We start from the raw sequence: 18987 nt of genomic DNA, 5'->3' as shown, positions 1-18987 counted from the left end.
CCCCTTGCTCACAAGGTGCAGGCACGCCCTGCACAGTGATCAAGGCGCAATCGGACGGGAAAAGGGGACAGCGACTCTATCGTTCGGCATATTTTTTTTGGGGGAGGGCCCGGTTCAGGCACCCCTGCAATATCGCGCGCGCGCCTCGCCGAGCAGCCGATAGGAATAATCCCGGTCGAGATCGATGAACTTGCCGTCGCGCTTCAGCCGCCCGAACATGATTTCGGCCTGATCATAGGTCCGGCAGGCATCGGTGGTGCGGCCATGCTCGGCCTGGAGATCGCCGAGCGCGGCGATGGCGATGGCATAGTCGCGCAGCCGCATCGCTTCTCCGGCCTGCGCCAGCCACGCCTGGCGGCGCTGCTCGACATTGACCTTGAGCATCGCGATGGCCTCCTCCGCGCGACCGACGCCGCCCAGAGCCTGGGTGTAGGCGATCTCCTGGATACGCAGCATCCGCACGGCATCGGCATTGTCGCGGTCCTGCGCGATCATCGCGCGGATCTCGGTCAGGCCCTGTTCGAGCAACGGCAGCGCTTCGGCGAAGCGGCCGAGATCGATCAGGGTGGTGCCCAGCGCCCAGGTCGCGCGTGCGAAGTTGCGGCGGATCTTGGCATCGTCGGGCCAACGCTTCCGGGCGTCGGTCAGGATCGAGAGCTGTTTGCGATATGGCGCCACTGCCGCCGCGTGATCGCCGCGATAGAAGATGCTCTCGGCGAGGATGTCGGCGATGCGCGACGACAGCAGCGCCGCTTCGCGCGGGTCGGCGGGCAGGGGCTGACGCATCGCGGACCGGGCGGCCGCGATCGCCGCGTCATAGCGGTTCTGCCAGGCGCGCAGCGTGGACAATTCGGTGAGATAAGTGGCGCGCAACCGGTTTCCCGTCACGCCCGCCGTGTCGAGATCGGCGAGGGCGCCGGCAAGCAGCGTGTCGGCGCGGGCGAGCGCATGGTCGTAGATCGTGACCTGCCGTGCCAGCGCCATGCCGATCCGCGCACGCAGTATGGCGGCGTCGGGGCCGGCCAGTCCACGCGTGAGATTGGCGGCGCTCTCGAGATTACGGCGGGAATAGGCCGGTTGTCCAAGATTGGCCTGGCCCGGATCGCCCTGTTGCTCGGCGAGGCGGAGCAGCCCCTCCGCCGCTTCCATCCGGATCAGCGGCGTCGCGCGGCGATCGGCGGCCATGCGATCGAGATAGAGCTGGAGCCGCTCGGCGATGCGCGTGCGCATGGCGAGCGAATTGGGCTGGCGCGCCATCTCCGCCTGAAGATCGAAGAGCAGATAATGCGAGACCGAGCGAAGATCGGCGACACGCTGCGCTTCGGCTTCGCGCGCGCTTTCCGCACGGATATGGCCGATCACACCGATCGCCGCAGCGGCGAACATGGCGAGGATCGCGATGCCGCTCGCCGCCATGCCGAAGCGATGGCGTTTGGCGAAGCGCCCGAGGCGATAGCGGATCGAGGGGGGATGTGCGCGCACCGGCCGGTCGGCGAGCCAGCGGTCGAGATCGGCGCCCATCGCCTCCATGGTGGGATAGCGATCGGCCGCGGCGGGCGCAGATGCCCGCGCGACGATCGCGGCAATGCCCGGATCGCTTGGCCGGTCGGCGGCCAGATCGCGCAGCACCACGCCCAGCGCATGGATATCGTCCGCGACGTCGGGCAGCGCGCCCGCCACCCGTTCGGGGCTGGCATAAGCCCGGGTCATCGGCTGGAGTCCGATCGGCGCTTCTGCGCTGTCGTCGATCAGCCGCGCGATGCCGAAATCGACGAGCTTCACCCGGCCGTGCGCCGTGACGAGCAGATTGCCCGGCTTGATATCGGCATGGACGATCAACTGGCCGTGCGCGGCCTGGATCGCGCTCGCGGCTTCACGCACCAGCGCCGCAATCTGCCGCAAGCTGTCGCCATCTGCCGCAACCCGCTGCGCGATCGGTCGGCCTTCGACCAGTTCGGTGACCAGATAGGGCCAGCCGCCCTCGCTCACCCCGCCATCGATGATCCGCGCGACGCCCGGATGGTCGAGCCGGGCGAGCAGGCGGCGCTCATCGGCAAAGCGCGCCTCGGCCGCGGCGGAGACGATGCCGGGACGGATAAGCTTGATCGCGACGCGATGCTCGAACAGCCCGTCGTCGCGCGATCCGCGCCAGACCTCTCCCATGCCGCCTTCGCCGATCAGCGCCTCAAGCCGATAGGCGCCGACGCGCAGCGGCCGTTCGCCGGGAAGGATCGGTTCGTCGCCGTCGAATGCGGTGGCGAAGCTTTCGGCGCTGCGTGCCTCTGCCGCTTCGAGTGCTGCGACTTCGGCCAGGATCTCGGGCGACTCGCCGTCGAACAGGGTTGCGCGCTGTGGTGCGCCGGGAGGAAGGTCGAGCAGCCGCTCGAAGAGCAGCAGCGCCCGGCGCCTGGCCTCAAGCGTGGACAACGGCCCCGTCCGTTTCGAGATAGCGCTGCAGCCAGGCGCGCGCGGCCTGCCAGCGGCGCTTGACCGTCCGGGTGGTGATGCCCGTCGCGGTCGCGGCTTCCTCGACGGTCAGGCCGAGTGAAAAGCGCAGCTCGACGATCTCGGCATGTTCGGCGGACACCTCGGCGAGCGCGCGCAGGGCGTCGTCGAGGATATCGAGCTCGATCCGGGTGCGGCCGCCGCCCGGCCATTCGGTCAGCGAGTCCGGCGCCTGACGCTTGGCGGCCCGTGCGCGCCGGATCTCGTCGATCAGCGTCTGGCGCATCACCCGCGCCGACAGCGCCAGCATATGGCTTTGGCCGTTCACTTCGATGCGATCCAGCCCCATCAGCCGGATCGCCGCTTCATGCGCGAGATCGGTGGGCTGGAAGGACAGATCGCTTTCACCGCTGATCATGGCACGGGCGGTGCGGCGCATTTCGGCATAGCAATCGATCAACAGCATGCGCGGCGGTGCGGCGGAGTCCACCCCTGCGTCCTGTGCGGCCGCGATATGCATGCGATCGAGTCCCCGGCGATTGACCCCGGCGCATAAGATGCCGCCAGCCCAGACCCGTCAAGCCCGATAGGTTTCCGTTCGGATTCCGGGTTAAACCTGTCGGATGTTGAGACGATTCGCACCTCTGGCGCTGCTGTGCCTTGCCGTCCCCCCGGTCTTCGCCCAGCCGCCTGCTCCCGCACCCGCCGCCCAGCCGGCTCCTGCCGACGCCCCGAAGCCGGCGACCGTCCGCGTCACGCTCCAGACCAGCGAAGGCGCGATCGTGCTTGAGCTGGAAAAGGAGCGGGCGCCGATCAGCACCGCCAATTTCCTGCGTTATGTCGATCAGAAGCGCTTCGACGGGATGAGCTTCTATCGTGCGCTGAAGGTTGGGGAGGGCTATGGCCTGATCCAGGCGGGCATCAGGAACGACCCCAAAAAGCTGCTGCCCAAGATCAAACACGAACCGACCACCCTGACCGGCCTGTCGCATCTGGACGGCGCGATCTCGATGGCGCGCGATGCGCCGGGCACCGCCACGTCCGATTTCTTCATCACCATCGGCGATCTGGTTTCGCTCGATGCCGATCCGACCAAGCCCGGCGACAATCAGGGCTTCGCGGTCTTTGGCCGGGTGGTCGAGGGCATGGACGTAGTCCGCCGCATCCTCCAGGCGCCGACCTCCGCGACCCAGGGCGAAGGCGTGATGAAGGGGCAGATGATCGCCGCCCCGATCAAGGTCACCACCGCGCGCCGTGCACCCTAGAAATGTGGATGTATCGATATGGATCGGGTGTGCGGGGATATCGCTTGGCTAACTTGGCCTTAATCCATTGGCGCTTATCGTCGATCCGATGAGCAGGGTGCCATCGACAGGGGCAGCGGATTGCCGGGGTGCCATATGATCCTGCACCGACCCGATCCGACTCGTTCGATCCCGCTCGATATGCGGTGGGGCCGAGCCAGCGCCGCGCCCGACCTGCTTGCTCGCGCGACGATGCTTGCCGGGATCGGCGCGTGGGAATGCGATCTTGCGACCGAGGCATTGAGCTGGACCACAGGCGTGTTCGATCTGTTCGGCATTCCGGAGGGATCGGAGATTACGCGCGGGGATGCCGTTGCAATGTATTGCGACGAATCGCGCGAAGCGATGGAACGGCTTCGCATGGAGGCGATCAGCCGGCGGCGTTGTTTCAGCATGGATGCGCGGATCAGGCGCATCGACGGCGCCCATCGCTGGATGCGCCTGACCGCCGATGTCGTGTGCCGGGGTGAGCGCGTGACTCATCTGTACGGCCTGAAGCACGACATCACCGAGGAAAGAGCGCGTTGGGAGGCCATGCGAAAGCTGGCCGAACGCGATGCGCTGACCGGGTTGGTCAATCGCGCGATCTTCCAGGGCCGGTTCCTCGACGGACGTCTGGCCGATCCGGAGATGTCGCCGTTGGGCGCGCTGGTCCTGTTCGATATCGATGGTTTCAAGCAGATCAACGATAGCAGCGGCCATGCCGCCGGGGATGCCTGTCTGGAAGCGGTTGCGAAGCGGCTTTCGGCCGGATTTCACAATGCATTGATGGTGGCCAGGATCGGTGGCGACGAATTTGCGGTGCTTGCCCGTCCGCATTGGCCCCCGCAGACGCTGGATCGGCAGGTTGCGGACCTCCTTGCCAGCCTGGCCATGCCGATCTTCTGGCAAGGCCGCCTGTTGGAGCTGAGCGCCTCGGCGGGCATCGCGCATACCGCCGACCCCTTTGCCTATGATGCCGAGGCGATGTTCGTCGCGGCCGACGCCGCGCTCTATGCGGCCAAGCGCGCGGGCCGGAATACGCTGCGGTCGGCCGACGCGCTGAATTAGGGTCCGGATCCTTAACCACACTTCAACGCGTGTCGATTAAGACTGGTTCGATGCGGATCAGCACCATCACCAACTGGGCCTATGGTCTCACCGTCGTCCTGACGGCGGTTTCGGGCGTCGCCTTCCTGCTTTCGGCCAAGGCGGCCACCGACGAGCGCATCGCGATCGAGCACAAGCTGACGCTCGAGGAATTCGGTGAGACGCTGGCGCTGGAATCGGAGAAGCGCGCCGACGAGGCTCGGCTTTACGTCATGCGCGGCGCCGACCGTCATCTTGCGGCATTCCTTCGCGAGGAGCGTGAGATCCGTGCGCGCGAACGCGCCATCGATGGCCTCAAGCGCCTGGGTCTGGCGCCGGCCGAAAGCGCGGCGCTGCATCAGGCCGAACGCAATCTCGACGAGCTCGACGCGATCGAGCGCGCCGGCGTTGCGAAGATGCAGGCCGGCGACCGCGACGGCGCCACGCAATTGCTGTTCGGGCCGGATCATGAACGCGCGCAGGCGGCGGTGCTCGATCCGGTCGTGCGTTTCCGTGACCTGGTCGCCGCGCGGTCCGACACGGCGGTGGCGCAGGCGCAGAAGACCAGCGATGCGCTGAGCCTGGCCGCGAAGATCATGCTCGGGCTGACCGCGGCCTTGTTCCTGGGCGTGCTCTATTTCGTGCTGAGGCGGCGCGTCGCGCTGCCGCTCGTGCGGATGGCGGGCATCGTCACGCGTCTCGCCAATCAGGATTATGCCGTCGATGTTCCGCCCGCCCGTCGACGCGACGAGATTGGCGACATGACCACGGCGATCGAGGTCTTCCGCAACAACGGGCTCGAGCGCGACAAGCTCGACGCCGCGCAAAAGGCGGATCGCGAGACCAAGGATCTGATCCTGCAGATGATGCACCGGCTGCAGGCGTGCGACTCGCAGGACGAACTGGCCGAGGTCGTCACCTGTTTCGCGCCGCAGATCTTTCCGGGCCTGCCGGGGAATCTCTATGTGCTCAACGACAGCCGTACGGGCCTTTCACGCGTCGGCACCTGGCTCGACCCTGTACAGCCGACTACCGCCTTTCCCTCGACGGCATGCTGGGGGCTGCGCCGCGGCCGTCCGCATGTCAGCAATCGCGAGAGGAGCGATGTCGCCTGCCCGCATATCGGCGAGATCGACGTGGCGAGCCTGTGCGTTCCGCTGACCGCGCAGGGCGACACTGTCGGCCTGCTCTATTTCGAGGAAGCTGCCGGACATGAGTCGGCGGAGACGACGCGGCTCTATCTCGAACTGATGGCGGAGAATATCGGCCTTGCGCTCGCCAATCTCCGCCTGCGCGAGCGACTGACCAATCTTGCGATCAAGGATGCGCTGACCGGCCTGTTCAATCGCCGCTCGCTCGACGAGGCGCTCAATCGGCGCACGCGCGATCGCACGGGCGAAGGCCTGGCTTGCCTGATGATCGATATCGACCATTTCAAGCGGTTCAACGACGAGTTCGGCCATGATGCCGGCGATGCGGTGATGCAGCATGTCGCGCAGATCATGCTGGAAGTGATCGGGCCGGCCGGCAGTGTCTATCGGTTCGGCGGCGAGGAGTTTTCGGTTCTGCTGCCCGATGCCGATGCATCGTCGGCGCTCAACCTGGCGGAGCAGCTGCGCATCGCGGTTGCCTCGGCGTCGCTGGCCTATCGCGGCCGGATCCTGGGCAATGTCACGGTTTCGGTGGGCGTCGCGGCGTCGCCGGAGGACAGCCCGCCCAACAACCTCATCAACCGCGCCGATGCGGTGCTGCTCGAAGCGAAACGTCGCGGCCGCAACCAGTCGCTGCGTGCATCCAGCCTGTCCGGAACCCAGGACAGCGCAGCCGCCTGAGCGGCTGCGGATCCGTTTTGCCGCAAAAATCAGAATGGATCATTTTGCGGTTTGACAGTGATAATGTTTCTCAATAGCATAACAAAAGAGGCAGCAAATAGCGGCTTTGAGCTCTGACTGTTGCTTGTAGCGATAAGGGGGTGGCCGGGGCTTGTCCCTCTGTCGCCGGCCATTTCCCCTTTGAGGGCATTCATGCCCGAAGCTCCCCCGGCAGGCGGTCCCTCCCTGCCGGGGGTTTGCTTGTCCGCAGCGCGGACGCCTTCATGTCGCCGCACGTCACGAACGAAATCTGCGCGTGCCCCGATTTCGGCGGGTGTCGTCGGTCTGCCCGGCAGTTTCGCCGTTTCCCTCAATGCATCGTCGACCGAGATCGGGGCGGCGGCCCAGACAAGGCCGTGCCTGGAGCCCATGGAATCGAGCGTCGCGGACATGAAATTAGGAATGTCTCGCAATAGCATTGACAGTGAGAACGACTCTCAATAGCAGGCCCCGCAGACAATAATGGGGGTTTCACCGTGTCCAGAAAAACATCGGCCGCAGCGCCAGCCTTTCTCGCTCTGTCGTGCGTCGGAATGCTGTCTTCGCCCGCCTTCGCAGCCGATGATACCGTCCCCGTGGATGAACAGCATGGCGATGCCGAGGCCAAGCCGATCATCGTCACCGCGACCAACCCCCATTCGGAGCTTGAATCGCCCAAGCAGGTACGGCCGCTGCTCGACACGCCGCAGACGATCACCGTCGTCAGCAGCCAGACGATCCGCAAGCAGAACCTGCTGACCTTGCGCGACGTGCTCGCCACCGTTCCCGGCATCACCTTCGGCGCCGGCGAAGGCGGCGGCGGCTATGGCGACAGCATCAACCTGCGCGGCCAGAGCGCCAATACCGACATCACCATCGACGGCGTGCGCGACAGCGCGCAATATAGCCGCACCGACCCCTTCAACCTCGAGCAGATCGAGGTCGTGAACGGCGCCAATTCAGTCTATGGCGGCTCCGGCTCGATCGGCGGCACCGTCAATCTGGTCACCAAGCGCCCGGGCGCCGACGATCTGACGATCCTGCAGGCCGGGGTCGGCACCGACGATTATTATCGCGCGACGGTCGACAGCAATGTCCGCGTGTCCGATCTCGCCGCCGTCCGCGTCAACGCGATGTTCCATCGCAACGACGTGCCCGGCCGCGACTTCGACAAATATAAGCGCTGGGGCGTCGCGCCGTCGGTCAAGCTCGGCATCGACGGGCCGACCTCACTGACGTTCCTCTATATCCATCAGGAGGACAAGAATACGCCGCAATATGGCGTGCCCTATTACAAGAACGCCCTGTATGACGGCCCGCTGCCCGGCGCTTCGGACTCGGGCTATTACGGCTACAAGAATGTCGACGTCCAGGATCAGACCGTCGACCAGGCGACGATCATCTTCGATCACGCGTTCAACGACACTGTGTCGATCCGCAATCTCTCGCGCTGGCAGCGCGTCGAACAGAAGCTGATCGTCGATCCTCCGCAGGGCAGCTATTGCCTCGCCAACGGTACATTGCCGACCGGTGCGGCCTGCGCCGCCGGCCAGCTGCCCGGCATCTATTATCCGAGCGGGCCGCGTGGCGGCTATCGCAACTCGGTGAACCAGACGCTCTACAACCAGCTCGACGTGCGGCTGAACTTCGACACCGGCGGGCTCGAGCACACCATGGTGATCGGCGCATCGTTCCTGGTCGAGGATTACATCCTCAATAACGGCAATGTGCAGCGCAATCCCGGCGGCGCCACCCCCAATCCGGTGCTTGATCCGATCAACATCGCCAATCCCAACGCGATCTATACCGGCCCGATCAACGCGATCCGCACGGGGCACCAGGACGGCGAAACCAACAACAAGGCGATCTACGTCTTCGACGCGATCAAGATCACCGACCAGCTCGAACTCAATGCCGGCCTTCGCTACGAGAAGAACAAGGCCGATTTCCGATCGGACACGATCACGCCCGACGCGCTGGCGATCCCGGCCGGACAGACGAGCCGTTATCTGACCGGCGTCACCCAGAGTTCGGACGACAGCCTTTTCTCCTACCGCGTCGGCCTGGTCTTCAAGCCCACGCCCGCGTCGAGCCTCTACATCGCCTATGGCAATTCGAAGAATCCGACCTCGACGAGCGTGCGTTCGGGCTGCGGCCTGGCGGCGGCGACCAACCTGAACGTCAATCCCTGCAGCCTGGCGCCGGAACAGGCGGTGAATTACGAGATCGGCGGCAAGATCGACCTGTTCGACCGCAAGCTCCAGCTCACCGCCGCCTTCTTCCGCAACGAGCGGACCAATTACCGCGTCACCGCCAACGATCCGTTCGTCGGTAGCCTGCCGGTCAATGACGGCCGCAACCGGGTGGACGGCATCTCGCTGGGCGCCACCGGCAACATCACGCGCGAATGGTCGATCTTTGCGAACTACACCTATCTCGACAGTGTCGTGAAGCAGAGCATCACCGATGAGTGCCTTGCCAATCCCGGCGCGACCAAGGTGATCGGCGGTACCACCTATAGCTGCCCGGCATTCGATCCGCAGGCGGGCAATCCGCTGACCAACACGCCCAAGCATTCGGGCAGCCTGTTCACCACCTATACCTTCCCGTTCGGGCTGCAGGTGGGTTACGGCCTGACCTATCAGGGCAGCTTCTATCTTAACAATGCCCGCACGACGCCGACGACGGTGCTGTACAAGGCGGACAGCTATCTGACGCACCGCGCCTTCCTTTCCTATCCGGTCACCGAAGGGCTGACCGCGCAGCTCAACGTCCAGAATTTCACCAACGAGAAATATTACACCAGCATCCGCAACAATGGCTGGGCAATGCCCGGCGAGGGCCGGTCGGCGGTGCTGAGCCTCTATTACAGCTTCTGACGAACAGCGATGGCCGGCGACTTGTCCCTCTGTCGCCGGCCATAAAGCGCGCTGGGGCGGTCATGTCAGACGCTTGATTTCCCCCTTCCTTGTCATTACCGCGTAGGCGGGAATGACAAGGAGGGTTGCATCCCGCCGGATCAAGCTCCGGCCCTCTCGCCCCTTCAGTCGAGCATTGCGCGCATCGCGGAGGACATCGCCTCGCCACCGTCGCTGACGATCAGCGCGGCGAGCTTCTGCGTTTCGGCCATGGCCATGCCCGCATCCGGCCCGGCGATGGTGAGCGCGGTCGCCCAGGCGTCGGCGCGCATGCAGCTGGGGTGAAGCACCGTCACCGATCGCACGCCATTGGTCGTGGGGCGGCCGGTCGCGGGATCGATGCTGTGGGCATAGCGGTGGCCGTCATGCTCGCACCAGCGGCGATAATCGCCTGACGTCGCGACCGACAGCTCGTGCAGCGCGACGCGGGCGGGCGCACATGCGATACCGGGCGGCGCTTCCAGATCGATCCACCAGGGTTGGCCGTCGGGCTTGAGCCCTGCGCCGCGCAATTCGCCGCCGACCTCGACGAGGAAATGTCGTACCCCGCGCGACAGCAGCAGTTCGGCGACGCGATCGACGCCATAACCCTTGGCGATGCCGGAAAAGTCGAGCGCGGCATTGCGGGTGCGACGCGCGCGCAGGCCGAGCATATCGAGCTCGATCCGGCGATGGCCAGCCTGGTCGCGGGCGCGCAGCAGTGTGGCGTCATCCGGTGGTCCGGCGATGGGACCCGAGGGGCCGAAACCCCACAGGTCGACCAGTGTGCCGATTGCCGGGTCGAACGCGCCGTCGCTGTCGCGGGCAATGGTGAGCGCGGCGTCGAGCACGGTCGCGAATTCTGGTGGAAGCATCCGCCAGACGCCCGGCGCGGCGCGGTTGAAGCGGCTGATTTCCGATCCCGCTTCCCAGTTGCTCATCTGGGCGACGACCTGATCGAGCACGCTCTGAATGTCGCGTGCGATGCCTGTCGGCGGGGATATCGCGCGCACCGACCAGTTCGTGCCCATGGTAAGGCCGTTCAGCGTCACAATGGATCCGGCCGCGTCGCGCATGGCGAACGCGGCCGGGGAAAGTGCGCGGGGAATCAGGATCCGCGGATCGCCGGTCAGGGCGCGAGCACCTCGAGCGTCGTCACATAGCTGGCGCGACGCTGCGGCGGGCCGGCGGGTGCCGCCGGCGGCTGACCTTCTCCGGCACCGGGACCGCCCGGACCGCCGGGGCCACCCATGCCTTCGCCACGACCGCTGCCGGTGGTGACGTTGAGCCAGTACATGCCGGGTTCGGGCCAGGTGATCGTCACCTTGCCGTCGGCGCCGGTTTTGGCGTCGATCTGGTTGAGCGCGTTGCGATAGCGGATGCCGCCGGGGATGACGGTGACCGGCAGGTTCGCTGCTGGCTTGCCGTCGAGCAGGAACTGGAAGGTCGCGGCTTCGCCCGCGATCAGATCGTTGGGATGGGTGACCGGCACCAGCTCGATGCCCTTGCCGACCGGTTTGAATACGGTTTCGGTCGGTGCGCCGACGGTCACGAAGATCTCGTTGCGATTGCTGCTCTCCGCGGTCTGGACGTTGGTCGCGCCCGCCGGGATCGCCTGGGCGAGATTTTCGGCGGTGGTGCCGCGCGGCAACCGCTCGGTCTTGCCGTTGAGCGTATAGCTGCCCATCAGCGCATCACTGACCGACGCGATCTTGTAGGTGCCCTTTTGCAGCAGGTGCACGTCGAAGGTGCTACGATAGCGCAATGTGGAGGCGTTCTCGATCTTCACCTCTGAGCCGTCGGGCGCCCACGCCTTGACGTTGGTGGTGCGCATCGGCTGGTGCTCGAAATAGAACAGGTCGTTCGAGACGGCGGCGTCGACCGTCACCCACACATCGTCACCCGAAAGGACGGTGGCGGACGGCATCATCCATTGGCGATGCGCGGCGGCGGGAGAGACGAGCGCAGCGGCGAGCGCCGCACCTGCGAGAATGCGTGCGATACGGATCTTCATTGAATCCTCCCCCTATTAACGACGGAAAGCGACGCTGACGGCGCCGAGTTCGGCGGTGCCCGCGGCGCGTGCGGTCTGGCCGGGCTTGGGTGGCCAGGCGAAGGGCAGGCGGAGCAATTCGCGGCCGCCGACTTCGCGGGCGGCCTCGATCAACAATGTGTACTGGCCCGGCGCAAGCGTGCCGAGCGGTCCGCGTCCGGCGGTGAAGCTGATCTTCTGCGCGCCCGGCGCGCGCGTCGCGCCGGTCACGCCATCGGCGGGAAATTGCATGCTACGGCCCGAGGCCCGCCACCATTGGCGCACGTCGCGCAGCCATTTGGTGCCCTCGTTATTCTTCATGTCGAAATCGTACCAGACCGCAATGGTGCGCGGCGCGCCGGCGGCGGGTTCGATCCACATCGCCACATAGGGCCGATGATATTCGGCCACGGTCAGCCGCGGGATGGTGACGGTGACGTCCATCGTCTGCGCCGCGGCGGGAGCGGCGAGCGCCCCGACTACGCCCACGGCCAGCGTGGCGCCGGTCAGGACGATACGGTGGGAAAGCTGCATGGTTCCTTGGCTCCCTAATGGATGAAGACGATGGCGATGGCCGCGGGAATGGCGAGCCCCAGACCGACGATCGGCCAGGTGCTCCGGCGCTTGGCGGCGTGAAGCTGGAGCAGCACCAGGCCGGTCAGCGCGAAGACGAGACAGGCAAAGGCGAAGATGTCGATGAACCATTTCCAGGCGGTGCCGGCATTGCGGCCCTTGTGGAGGTCGTTCAGGTACGAGATCCAGCCCCGGTCGGTCTTTTCGGTGGTCGCGGCGCCGGTCGCACGGTCGATCGCGACCCAGCCGTCGCCGCCGGGGCGCGGCAGTGCCAGATAGATCTCGTCGGCGGACCATTCGGCGGTGCCGCCCGATTTGACCGAGAATGTCTCACCCACCCATTTCGCGACGGCGGGCGGCAGCGGCTTCTTGGCGTCGGGCCTGTCGTCGGGGGCGATCTGCGGAAGCAGGGGCGCGGGGAGCTGGCCGCTGCCCTCGGTCACCACCGGCGCGCCCTCGATCTCGGCGGCGTGGTTGAGCGTGAATCCGGTGATGGTGAACAGCAACAGGCCGATCAGGCTGACCGCCGAACTCATCCAGTGCCAGGTATGAAGCTGCTTGAGCCAGAATGCCTTGCGGTTGCGCTTCGGCGGCGTTCGTGTCGGCGTCGGTTCGGGCATCGGCGCCGCATCGGTCCTGCTATTGGGTGATGAGAATCGCATATCGAGAACGATTCGCATTTACAATATCGAAAAGTGTCGCAAATCGTATCGGCGCGTTGGCATTGCCGGTCGCGCATGTCATGACCCGCGATCATGCTCATGCCTGTCCTGTTCCTGCCCGGGCTGCTGTGCGATGCGACGCTGTGGCGCGCGCAGATCGACGATCTGGCAGACATTGCCGCGCCCGTCGTCGCAGACCTCACGCTCGACGACAGTGTCGCCGCGATGGCGGCCCGCACGCTGGCCGCGGCACCGCCGCGTTTCGCGCTCGCGGCGCTGTCGATGGGCGGTTATGTCGCGTTCGAGATCATGCGCCAGGCGCCGGAGCGCGTGACGCGGCTTGCCTTGCTCGCGACCAGCGCTTCACCCGATGACGCGGCGCGCGCGACGGAACGGCGCGGCGCGATCGACTCGCTCAGGCTGGGCAAATTCATCGGCGTCACCGCACGGCTGCTGCCGCAGCTCGTTCACCCCTCGCATGTCGAGGGTGCGGTGGGGGAGGCGGTGACCGCGATGGCGCAGCGTGTCGGCCGCGACGCCTTTCTCCGCCAGCAACAGGCAATCCTCACCCGGCCCGACAGCCGGCCGACCCTGTCCACGATCACGGTGCCGACGATCGTGGGCGTGGGGGACGGCGACCGACTCACCCCGCCGGCCGCGTCGCGGGCGATCCATGCGGATATCGCCGGTTCGGCGCTGCATGTCTTCGAAGGATGCGGCCATCTGCCCGCGATGGAGGCGCCCGGCGAGACGAGCGCGCTGCTGCGGGGCTGGCTTCAGGGATAGGCGGAAGCCAGTCGTCCCGACCGCCTACGTCAATCTCTCCTCTCCGCGTCTCCGCGGCTCCGCGTGAATCTGATGAATTGGGACAGGCACCGTGTATCGGAATGGTTCGCGCGGAGCCGCGGATACGCGGAGGGATCGGGCGCGGCTACCACGCTCGCGGGTATAAATATCCTGCATTGTCATTCCCGCGTGCGCGCACTGGTGTCCGGGATTTTGCTCGGTACTTGGGGCAACGAGACTTTCTCCTCCCTGCGCTTCAGCGCGGGGAGGGGGAGTGCCGGGTTGGATTGCCCCCGGCAATCCAAGACCGTGCCGGGGGCACGATCGACCCGTCACTCGGCGCGAAGCGTCGTGGTGGAGGGGAATTGCGATACGTCATTCCTCCCCGTATCTCACAGAAATCGCTCCATAAGCGCTAGTTAAAGGCCCTGCGCGACGTCAATATCGCATTTCCCCTCCACCACCGGCCGTTGGCCGGCGGTCCCCCTCCCCGCGCTGAAGCGCAGGGAGGAGAGATCACATCCAAATCATGTCTCGACAACGAGAAGAGCGACCCATCACCCAGAATTCCCGCTTCGCACCGGACGCCTGAAATGAAATCCCGGACAGCAGTGCGCGTTCGCGGGAATGACAAAAAGGGGTGGTTTTACCGCGCCAGCAGGATCCTGGCCTGGTTCGCGATCTGTGCCAGCATCGCGGTGGTCGGGACCGGTGCGGTGCGGGCGCGGTCGATCAGGGCGCGGAACTGCGCGATGCGCGCGGCCTGGGCATCCAGCCAGCTATCCGCCACGGCCTGCGGATCGCCGCCTTCGGCGCGGGCCAGGAAGTCCATGCGCAATTGCTCGAAATCGCGCGCGAGGCCGGCGGCGAGCAGCTTCTCCCACGGATCGGCAGTTGCGCAGCGCAGCGCGGCGGCCTTTGCCCAGTCGAGCCCCAGCGCCTCGCCGAGCCGGACATAGGCCTTGGTCGCCTCGATCTCGTCAAAGTCGCGGTCGCGGCAGAGATCGGCGATGCCGACCGCGCCGTCGAGCTCGTCGAGCCGGACGATCCGGTCGACGATCGCGGCCGGCGCGTCGAGCGCTTCCAGCCGGGCACGCAATGCGCTCGCCTGGCTCTTGGCCTCGGCCTTGAGCAGCTTGTCGGTCTGGCGGTCGAGCCGGGCAATGCCGGGGCCGAGCCGCTCGGCGGTCTCGCCGACCAGCGAATCCTGCCGGGTCGCGCGCAACAGATCGCTGACGTGGAGCCGGGCGGCGGCGGCCGCCGTCACCAGCAGTTCGAGCCGGGTGGTTTCACTGACCGTCGCGGCCTCGATCGCGTCCCACAAGGATTGCAGGCCGAACATCGCATCGGCGGCGAAATAGGCCATCGTCACCTGAGAGAGCGGTGCGCCTTCCTCTTCGGCCAGCTCGAACGGGGCAACGAGCCCCATGCGGTTGACGAAGCGGTTGGCCATTTCGGTCGCGATGATCTCCGAACGCAGCCGGTGCGCGTCGATCGCCTTGGCGAAACGCTTGCGCATCGGCTTGGGGAAGGACTGGTGGAGCAGCGGCGTCAGCGCGCCATCCTGCGGCACCGCGCTTTTCTCGATCGCGTCCTGGAGCGCGAGCTTGCCATGGCTGAGCAGGATGGCGAGTTCCGGGCGGGTCAGTCCGCGATTGTCCTGCGCGCGGCGCAGCAACTCGTCCGAGCTTTCCAGCCCCTCGACCGCACGATCGATCCGGCCCGAGGCCTCGAGGATCTCGAGCACGCGAACCTGCTGGGGCAGGGCGTTGGCGCCGCCGCGTTCGGCGATCGACAGCGCGAGCGTCTGGAAGCGGTTATCCTCGAGCACCAGCGTCGCCACGTCGTCGGTCATGCTGGCGAGGAAGGCGTTGCGATCCTCGAAGGACAGCCGCCCTTCGCGCATCTCGCGGTTGAGCGGGATCTTGATGTTGACCTCGTTATCCGAACAATCGACGCCCGCCGAATTGTCGATGAAGTCGGTGTTGATCCGGCCGCCGCGTTCGGAGAACTCGATGCGGCCCGCCTGGGTGACGCCCAGATTGGCGCCTTCGCCGACGACGCGGCAGCGCATGTCGCCGCCATTGACGCGATGCGCGTCGTTCGCCGGATCGCCGACCTCGGCATTGCTCTCGTCGCGCGACTTCACATAGGTGCCGATGCCGCCGAACCAGAACAGGTCGATCTGCGCGGTCAGGATCGCCGAGATCAGCGAGGAGGGATCGAGCTTCTTGGCGCTGATGCCGAGTGCGGCCTGGATCTCCTTGCTGAGCGGGATCTCCTTCTGGGTGCGCGGGAAGACGCCGCCGCCCTTCGAGATCAATTTGGCGTCATAATCGGCCCAGGAGGAACGCGGCAATTCGAACATGCGCGCGCGTTCGGCCCAGCTCGCCGCCGGATCGGGATTGGGATCGAGGAAGATGTGGCGATGGTCGTACGCCGCGACCAGCCTGAGCGATTTCGACAGCAGCATGCCGTTGCCGAAGACGTCGCCCGACATGTCGCCGCAGCCTGCGACCGTGACCGGATCGCTCTGCACGTCGATGCCCATTTCGGCGAAATGCCGCTGGACCGAGACCCAGGCGCCCTTGGCGGTGATGCCCATCGCCTTGTGGTCGTAACCCTGGCTGCCGCCCGATGCGAAGGCGTCGCCGAGCCAGAAATTGCGGTCGAGCGCGATGGCGTTGGCGACGTCGGAGAAAGTGGCCGTGCCCTTGTCGGCGGCGACCACGAAATAGGGGTCCTCACCGTCGCGCACGACGACGCTCTGCGGATGGACGACCTTGTCCTCGACGATATTGTCGGTGACCGACAGCAGCGAGCGGATGAAGATGCGGTAGCTTTCGGTGCCCTCGGCAAGCCAGGCGTCGCGATCGGTGGCGGGGCTGGGAAGCTGCTTGGGATAGAAGCCGCCCTTGGCGCCGGTCGGCACGATCACCGCATTCTTGACGAGTTGCGCCTTCATCAGGCCGAGGATCTCGGTGCGGAAATCGTCGCGCCGGTCGGACCAGCGCAGTCCGCCGCGGGCGATCGGCCCGCCGCGCAGATGGATGCCCTCGACGCGCGGCGAATAGACCCAGATCTCACGCCAGGGGCGCGGCGCCGGCAGGCCCGGGATCGCCGCGCTGTCCAGCTTGAACGCCAGCGCCTCGGCGGCGGCGGGGGAGAAGGCGTTGGTGCGCAGCGTCGCCGCCACCACCGCGCGGATGCGCCGGAGGATGCGGTCGTCGTCGATCGCGGTCACCTTGGCGAGCGCGGCGTCGATCGCCGCCTCGGCCGCTTCGGCATCGGCCTTGCTGGCCGGATCGTGCAGCGCGTGGAACAGCTCGATGATCCGGCGTGCGACCGTCGGTGCGCGGCGGATCGCCGCGGTGAAGGTGTCGAGGCCATAGGCGAAGCCGGTCTGGCGCAGATAGCGGAACCAGGCGCGGAACAGCACGACCGATTGCGGATCGAGCGCGACGGTGGTGATCAGCTGGTTGAACGAATCATTCTCGGCCCGACCCTGGAGCACCGCCGAGATGGTGGATTCGATCACATCGGCGCGTGCGAGCAGATCGTCCGCATTCGCGGTCGTCTCCAGCAGGAAATCGTGGATATAGCCGAGCTTGCCGGCATCGAGCGCGGTCGGGATCTCCTCCAGCACGCGGAAGCCGAAATGTTCGAGCGCGGGGACCGCGTCGGACAGCGGGATCAGGCCGCCGGCATGATAGATTTTCAGGCGGAGCTGGTTGGGCGCATCGCCCTCGCGACGGAACAGCCGCGAACCGCGATCGCTCGTTTCGGTGAGCGCCCCCAGCCGGGCGATATCGCGCGCGCCTTCCTCCGGCCCATAGGCATTGCGATAGCCGTTGGGAAAGGCGTTGGCGTAGCGCATGGCGAGGCGCGCCGCGCCGCGCTGTCCCTCACCCAATTCGCCCAAGGCCGCCTCGACGCCGGGCAGCCAGCCGCGCACCATCTGCACCAGCCGGCGATCGAGCGCGGCGTTGTCGGGCAGGCTGCCGCCGTCGCGCAGATCGAGCGCATAGCGGATCAGCGCGACATTGCCGTCGTCGAGCTCCATCGCCCAGCTCAGCACCGTGGCGTTGGCCGCTTCCTCCAGCATGGTGCCGATGGCGACGCGCCGTGCGGTCGAGACCTCGTCGCGCGGCAGCCAGACCAGCGCGAACAAATGCCGGCCGAGCGGGCTTTTCTGCAGCAGCAAGGCGGGGCGCGGACGATCGGCGAGCGACATCGCGGTGAGCGCGGCTTCCTCGAGCTGCTCCAGCGTGAAACCGATCAGCAAATCATGGGGCAGTTCGGATAGCGCATGCGCCAGCGCCTTGCCGGCATGGCCGGTGGCGCTGAACCCGTATTTGTCCTGGATATAAGCGAGGCCATGGCGCAGCACCGGCACCTTGCCGGGGGCGGCCGCCAGCGCGGCGCTGGTCCACAGGCCGCTATGGATGGAAAGGCCGACGGTCTTGCCGCCACGGACGACGGGCGCGATCAGCACGTCGAGCGGCGCCCGGCGATGGACCGAGGAAATCCGGTTGGACTTGACGACGAGCGGGGCCTTGTTGCCCTTGGCCGCAAGCCATTTGCGCGCGAGATCGAGCGAGGCATCGGCCAGGATCGCGGCACCGTCATTGCCGGCGATGCCGAGCGACGATTCGATCGTGCCGTCATTGAGGCGGACCTGGTGGCCGAGCTGGGTGAAATTGCCGTCGAGGAACCAGCGCAGCAACGCCGCGCCCTCGGTATCGCCGAGCGATTCGGCGTCGCTGCGCAACGCCACCTGCATTTTCGGCCAGTCGCGCACGGCGGCGCGGACATCGCCCAGCGTGTCGCGGATCGCCGACACCAGTGCGCGGCGATCCTTCGCGTCGGCGCGCTCGATTTCGACATAGACCAGGGATTCGGGCGCGGCATCCTTGCCTGCCTTCTTGCCGATCGCGCTCAGCCGGCCGTCCTTGTCGCGCGCCACCGGCACGACGGGATGGAGCAGGCGTTCGATGGCGAGGCCGAACGATGCGATGGCGCCGGCGATCGAATCGACGAGGAAGGGCTTGTCGCGGTTGATCACCGCCAGCCGCATGCGGCGGAGACCCCCTTCCTCTTCCGCGCCGATCGATTCGAGGGCGATCGCGGGCGTCTCGGGCCGGCGTTGCCATGCGGTTTCCGCGATGAACGCCGCTGCCGCCGCACGTGCGGCCTTGCCGAAATTCTGGGTTTCGCCGGGCAATGCGCCCTCGACGAGTGCCGCCGCTATGGGCGCATGAAAGGGTTTCGCGAGCGCGCTGGGCCGCACTTCGATCGAGTCCGTCATATTACTCCGCCTGCAAGTCACGCGGTGATTCCGCGCAATATTATTACGCGTCTATGCGCCTA

The 18987-nt window shown here is 66.4% G+C and carries 12 protein-coding genes; 5 read left to right on the top strand and 7 right to left on the bottom strand.

Translation table 11 applies throughout. The features are described from left to right. Positions 1-114: 114 nt before the first annotated feature. Together AC3WN8_RS14955 and AC3WN8_RS14950 are read right to left on the bottom strand one after the other, a co-directional pair. Positions 115-2427, bottom strand: coding sequence for a serine/threonine-protein kinase (locus tag AC3WN8_RS14955; protein ID WP_492670243.1), 2313 nt, complete (start codon positions 2425-2427; stop codon positions 115-117). Next, on the bottom strand, positions 2414-2965 hold the full coding sequence (locus AC3WN8_RS14950; RefSeq protein ID WP_492670242.1) for an ECF-type sigma factor: 552 nt from the start codon (positions 2963-2965) through the stop codon (positions 2414-2416). The genes AC3WN8_RS14955 and AC3WN8_RS14950 overlap by 14 nt, the downstream gene beginning before the upstream one ends. A gap of 103 nt (positions 2966-3068) precedes the next feature. On the opposite strand from AC3WN8_RS14950, the gene AC3WN8_RS14945 reads away from it, so the two are divergent. From AC3WN8_RS14945 to AC3WN8_RS14930, 4 genes are all read left to right on the top strand, one after another. Beyond that, complete coding sequence (locus tag AC3WN8_RS14945; RefSeq protein ID WP_492670241.1) at positions 3069-3710, top strand: peptidylprolyl isomerase; 642 nt, start codon at positions 3069-3071, stop codon at positions 3708-3710. 135 nt (positions 3711-3845) lie between these two features. Then, the gene (locus tag AC3WN8_RS14940) at positions 3846-4799 is read left to right on the top strand and encodes a diguanylate cyclase domain-containing protein (RefSeq protein WP_492670240.1); all 954 of its coding nucleotides are present in this window, start codon (positions 3846-3848) and stop codon (positions 4797-4799) included. 50 nt (positions 4800-4849) lie between these two features. Beyond that, positions 4850-6649 (top strand): diguanylate cyclase, encoded by a 1800-nt coding sequence (locus AC3WN8_RS14935; RefSeq protein WP_492670239.1) that lies wholly within the window; start codon positions 4850-4852, stop codon positions 6647-6649. A gap of 572 nt (positions 6650-7221) precedes the next feature. Then, on the top strand, positions 7222-9546 hold the full coding sequence (locus AC3WN8_RS14930; protein WP_492670304.1) for a TonB-dependent receptor: 2325 nt from the start codon (positions 7222-7224) through the stop codon (positions 9544-9546). 164 nt (positions 9547-9710) lie between these two features. Here the strand turns inward: AC3WN8_RS14930 and AC3WN8_RS14925 are convergent, their stop codons facing one another. Genes AC3WN8_RS14925 through AC3WN8_RS14910 form a run of 4 tightly spaced genes read right to left on the bottom strand, consistent with a single transcriptional unit; the run spans position 9711 to position 12789 of the window. Beyond that, positions 9711-10640 carry an FAD:protein FMN transferase gene (locus AC3WN8_RS14925; protein ID WP_492670238.1) on the bottom strand — a complete coding sequence of 310 codons (930 nt, stop codon included), beginning with the start codon at positions 10638-10640 and terminating at the stop codon, positions 9711-9713. 53 nt (positions 10641-10693) lie between these two features. After that, positions 10694-11578 (bottom strand): DUF4198 domain-containing protein, encoded by an 885-nt coding sequence (locus AC3WN8_RS14920; RefSeq protein WP_492670237.1) that lies wholly within the window; start codon positions 11576-11578, stop codon positions 10694-10696. A gap of 15 nt (positions 11579-11593) precedes the next feature. Beyond that, positions 11594-12130, bottom strand: coding sequence for a DUF2271 domain-containing protein (locus tag AC3WN8_RS14915; protein WP_492670236.1), 537 nt, complete (start codon positions 12128-12130; stop codon positions 11594-11596). 14 nt (positions 12131-12144) lie between these two features. Beyond that, the gene (locus AC3WN8_RS14910) at positions 12145-12789 is read right to left on the bottom strand and encodes a PepSY-associated TM helix domain-containing protein (RefSeq protein WP_492670235.1); all 645 of its coding nucleotides are present in this window, start codon (positions 12787-12789) and stop codon (positions 12145-12147) included. 135 nt (positions 12790-12924) lie between these two features. On the opposite strand from AC3WN8_RS14910, the gene AC3WN8_RS14905 reads away from it, so the two are divergent. After that, entirely contained in the window at positions 12925-13617 is a 693-nt protein-coding gene (locus AC3WN8_RS14905; RefSeq protein WP_492670234.1) for an alpha/beta fold hydrolase, read from the top strand. A gap of 646 nt (positions 13618-14263) precedes the next feature. Here AC3WN8_RS14905 and AC3WN8_RS14900 read toward each other — a convergent pair. Then, on the bottom strand, positions 14264-18925 hold the full coding sequence (locus tag AC3WN8_RS14900; RefSeq protein WP_492670233.1) for an NAD-glutamate dehydrogenase: 4662 nt from the start codon (positions 18923-18925) through the stop codon (positions 14264-14266). Between the last annotated feature and the right edge of the window lie 62 nt (positions 18926-18987).

This window comes from Sphingobium sp. FW305-3-2-15-F-TSA7, from assembly GCF_058787155.1.
This window is presented reverse-complemented; position numbering and strand designations above follow the sequence as displayed.

Coding starts and splice junctions, on each gene's coding strand:
- AC3WN8_RS14930 (WP_492670304.1), top strand. CDS start 7,222: ATGCTGTCTTCGCCCGCCTTCGCAGCCGATGATACCGTCCCCGTGGAT.
- AC3WN8_RS14900 (WP_492670233.1), bottom strand. CDS start 18,925: ATGACGGACTCGATCGAAGTGCGGCCCAGCGCGCTCGCGAAACCCTTT.
- AC3WN8_RS14925 (WP_492670238.1), bottom strand. CDS start 10,640: ATGCGCGACGCGGCCGGATCCATTGTGACGCTGAACGGCCTTACCATG.
- AC3WN8_RS14910 (WP_492670235.1), bottom strand. CDS start 12,789: ATGCCCGAACCGACGCCGACACGAACGCCGCCGAAGCGCAACCGCAAG.
- AC3WN8_RS14915 (WP_492670236.1), bottom strand. CDS start 12,130: ATGCAGCTTTCCCACCGTATCGTCCTGACCGGCGCCACGCTGGCCGTG.
- AC3WN8_RS14940 (WP_492670240.1), top strand. CDS start 3,846: ATGATCCTGCACCGACCCGATCCGACTCGTTCGATCCCGCTCGATATG.
- AC3WN8_RS14905 (WP_492670234.1), top strand. CDS start 12,925: ATGCTCATGCCTGTCCTGTTCCTGCCCGGGCTGCTGTGCGATGCGACG.
- AC3WN8_RS14920 (WP_492670237.1), bottom strand. CDS start 11,578: ATGAAGATCCGTATCGCACGCATTCTCGCAGGTGCGGCGCTCGCCGCT.
- AC3WN8_RS14950 (WP_492670242.1), bottom strand. CDS start 2,965: ATGCATATCGCGGCCGCACAGGACGCAGGGGTGGACTCCGCCGCACCG.
- AC3WN8_RS14945 (WP_492670241.1), top strand. CDS start 3,069: ATGTTGAGACGATTCGCACCTCTGGCGCTGCTGTGCCTTGCCGTCCCC.
- AC3WN8_RS14935 (WP_492670239.1), top strand. CDS start 4,850: ATGCGGATCAGCACCATCACCAACTGGGCCTATGGTCTCACCGTCGTC.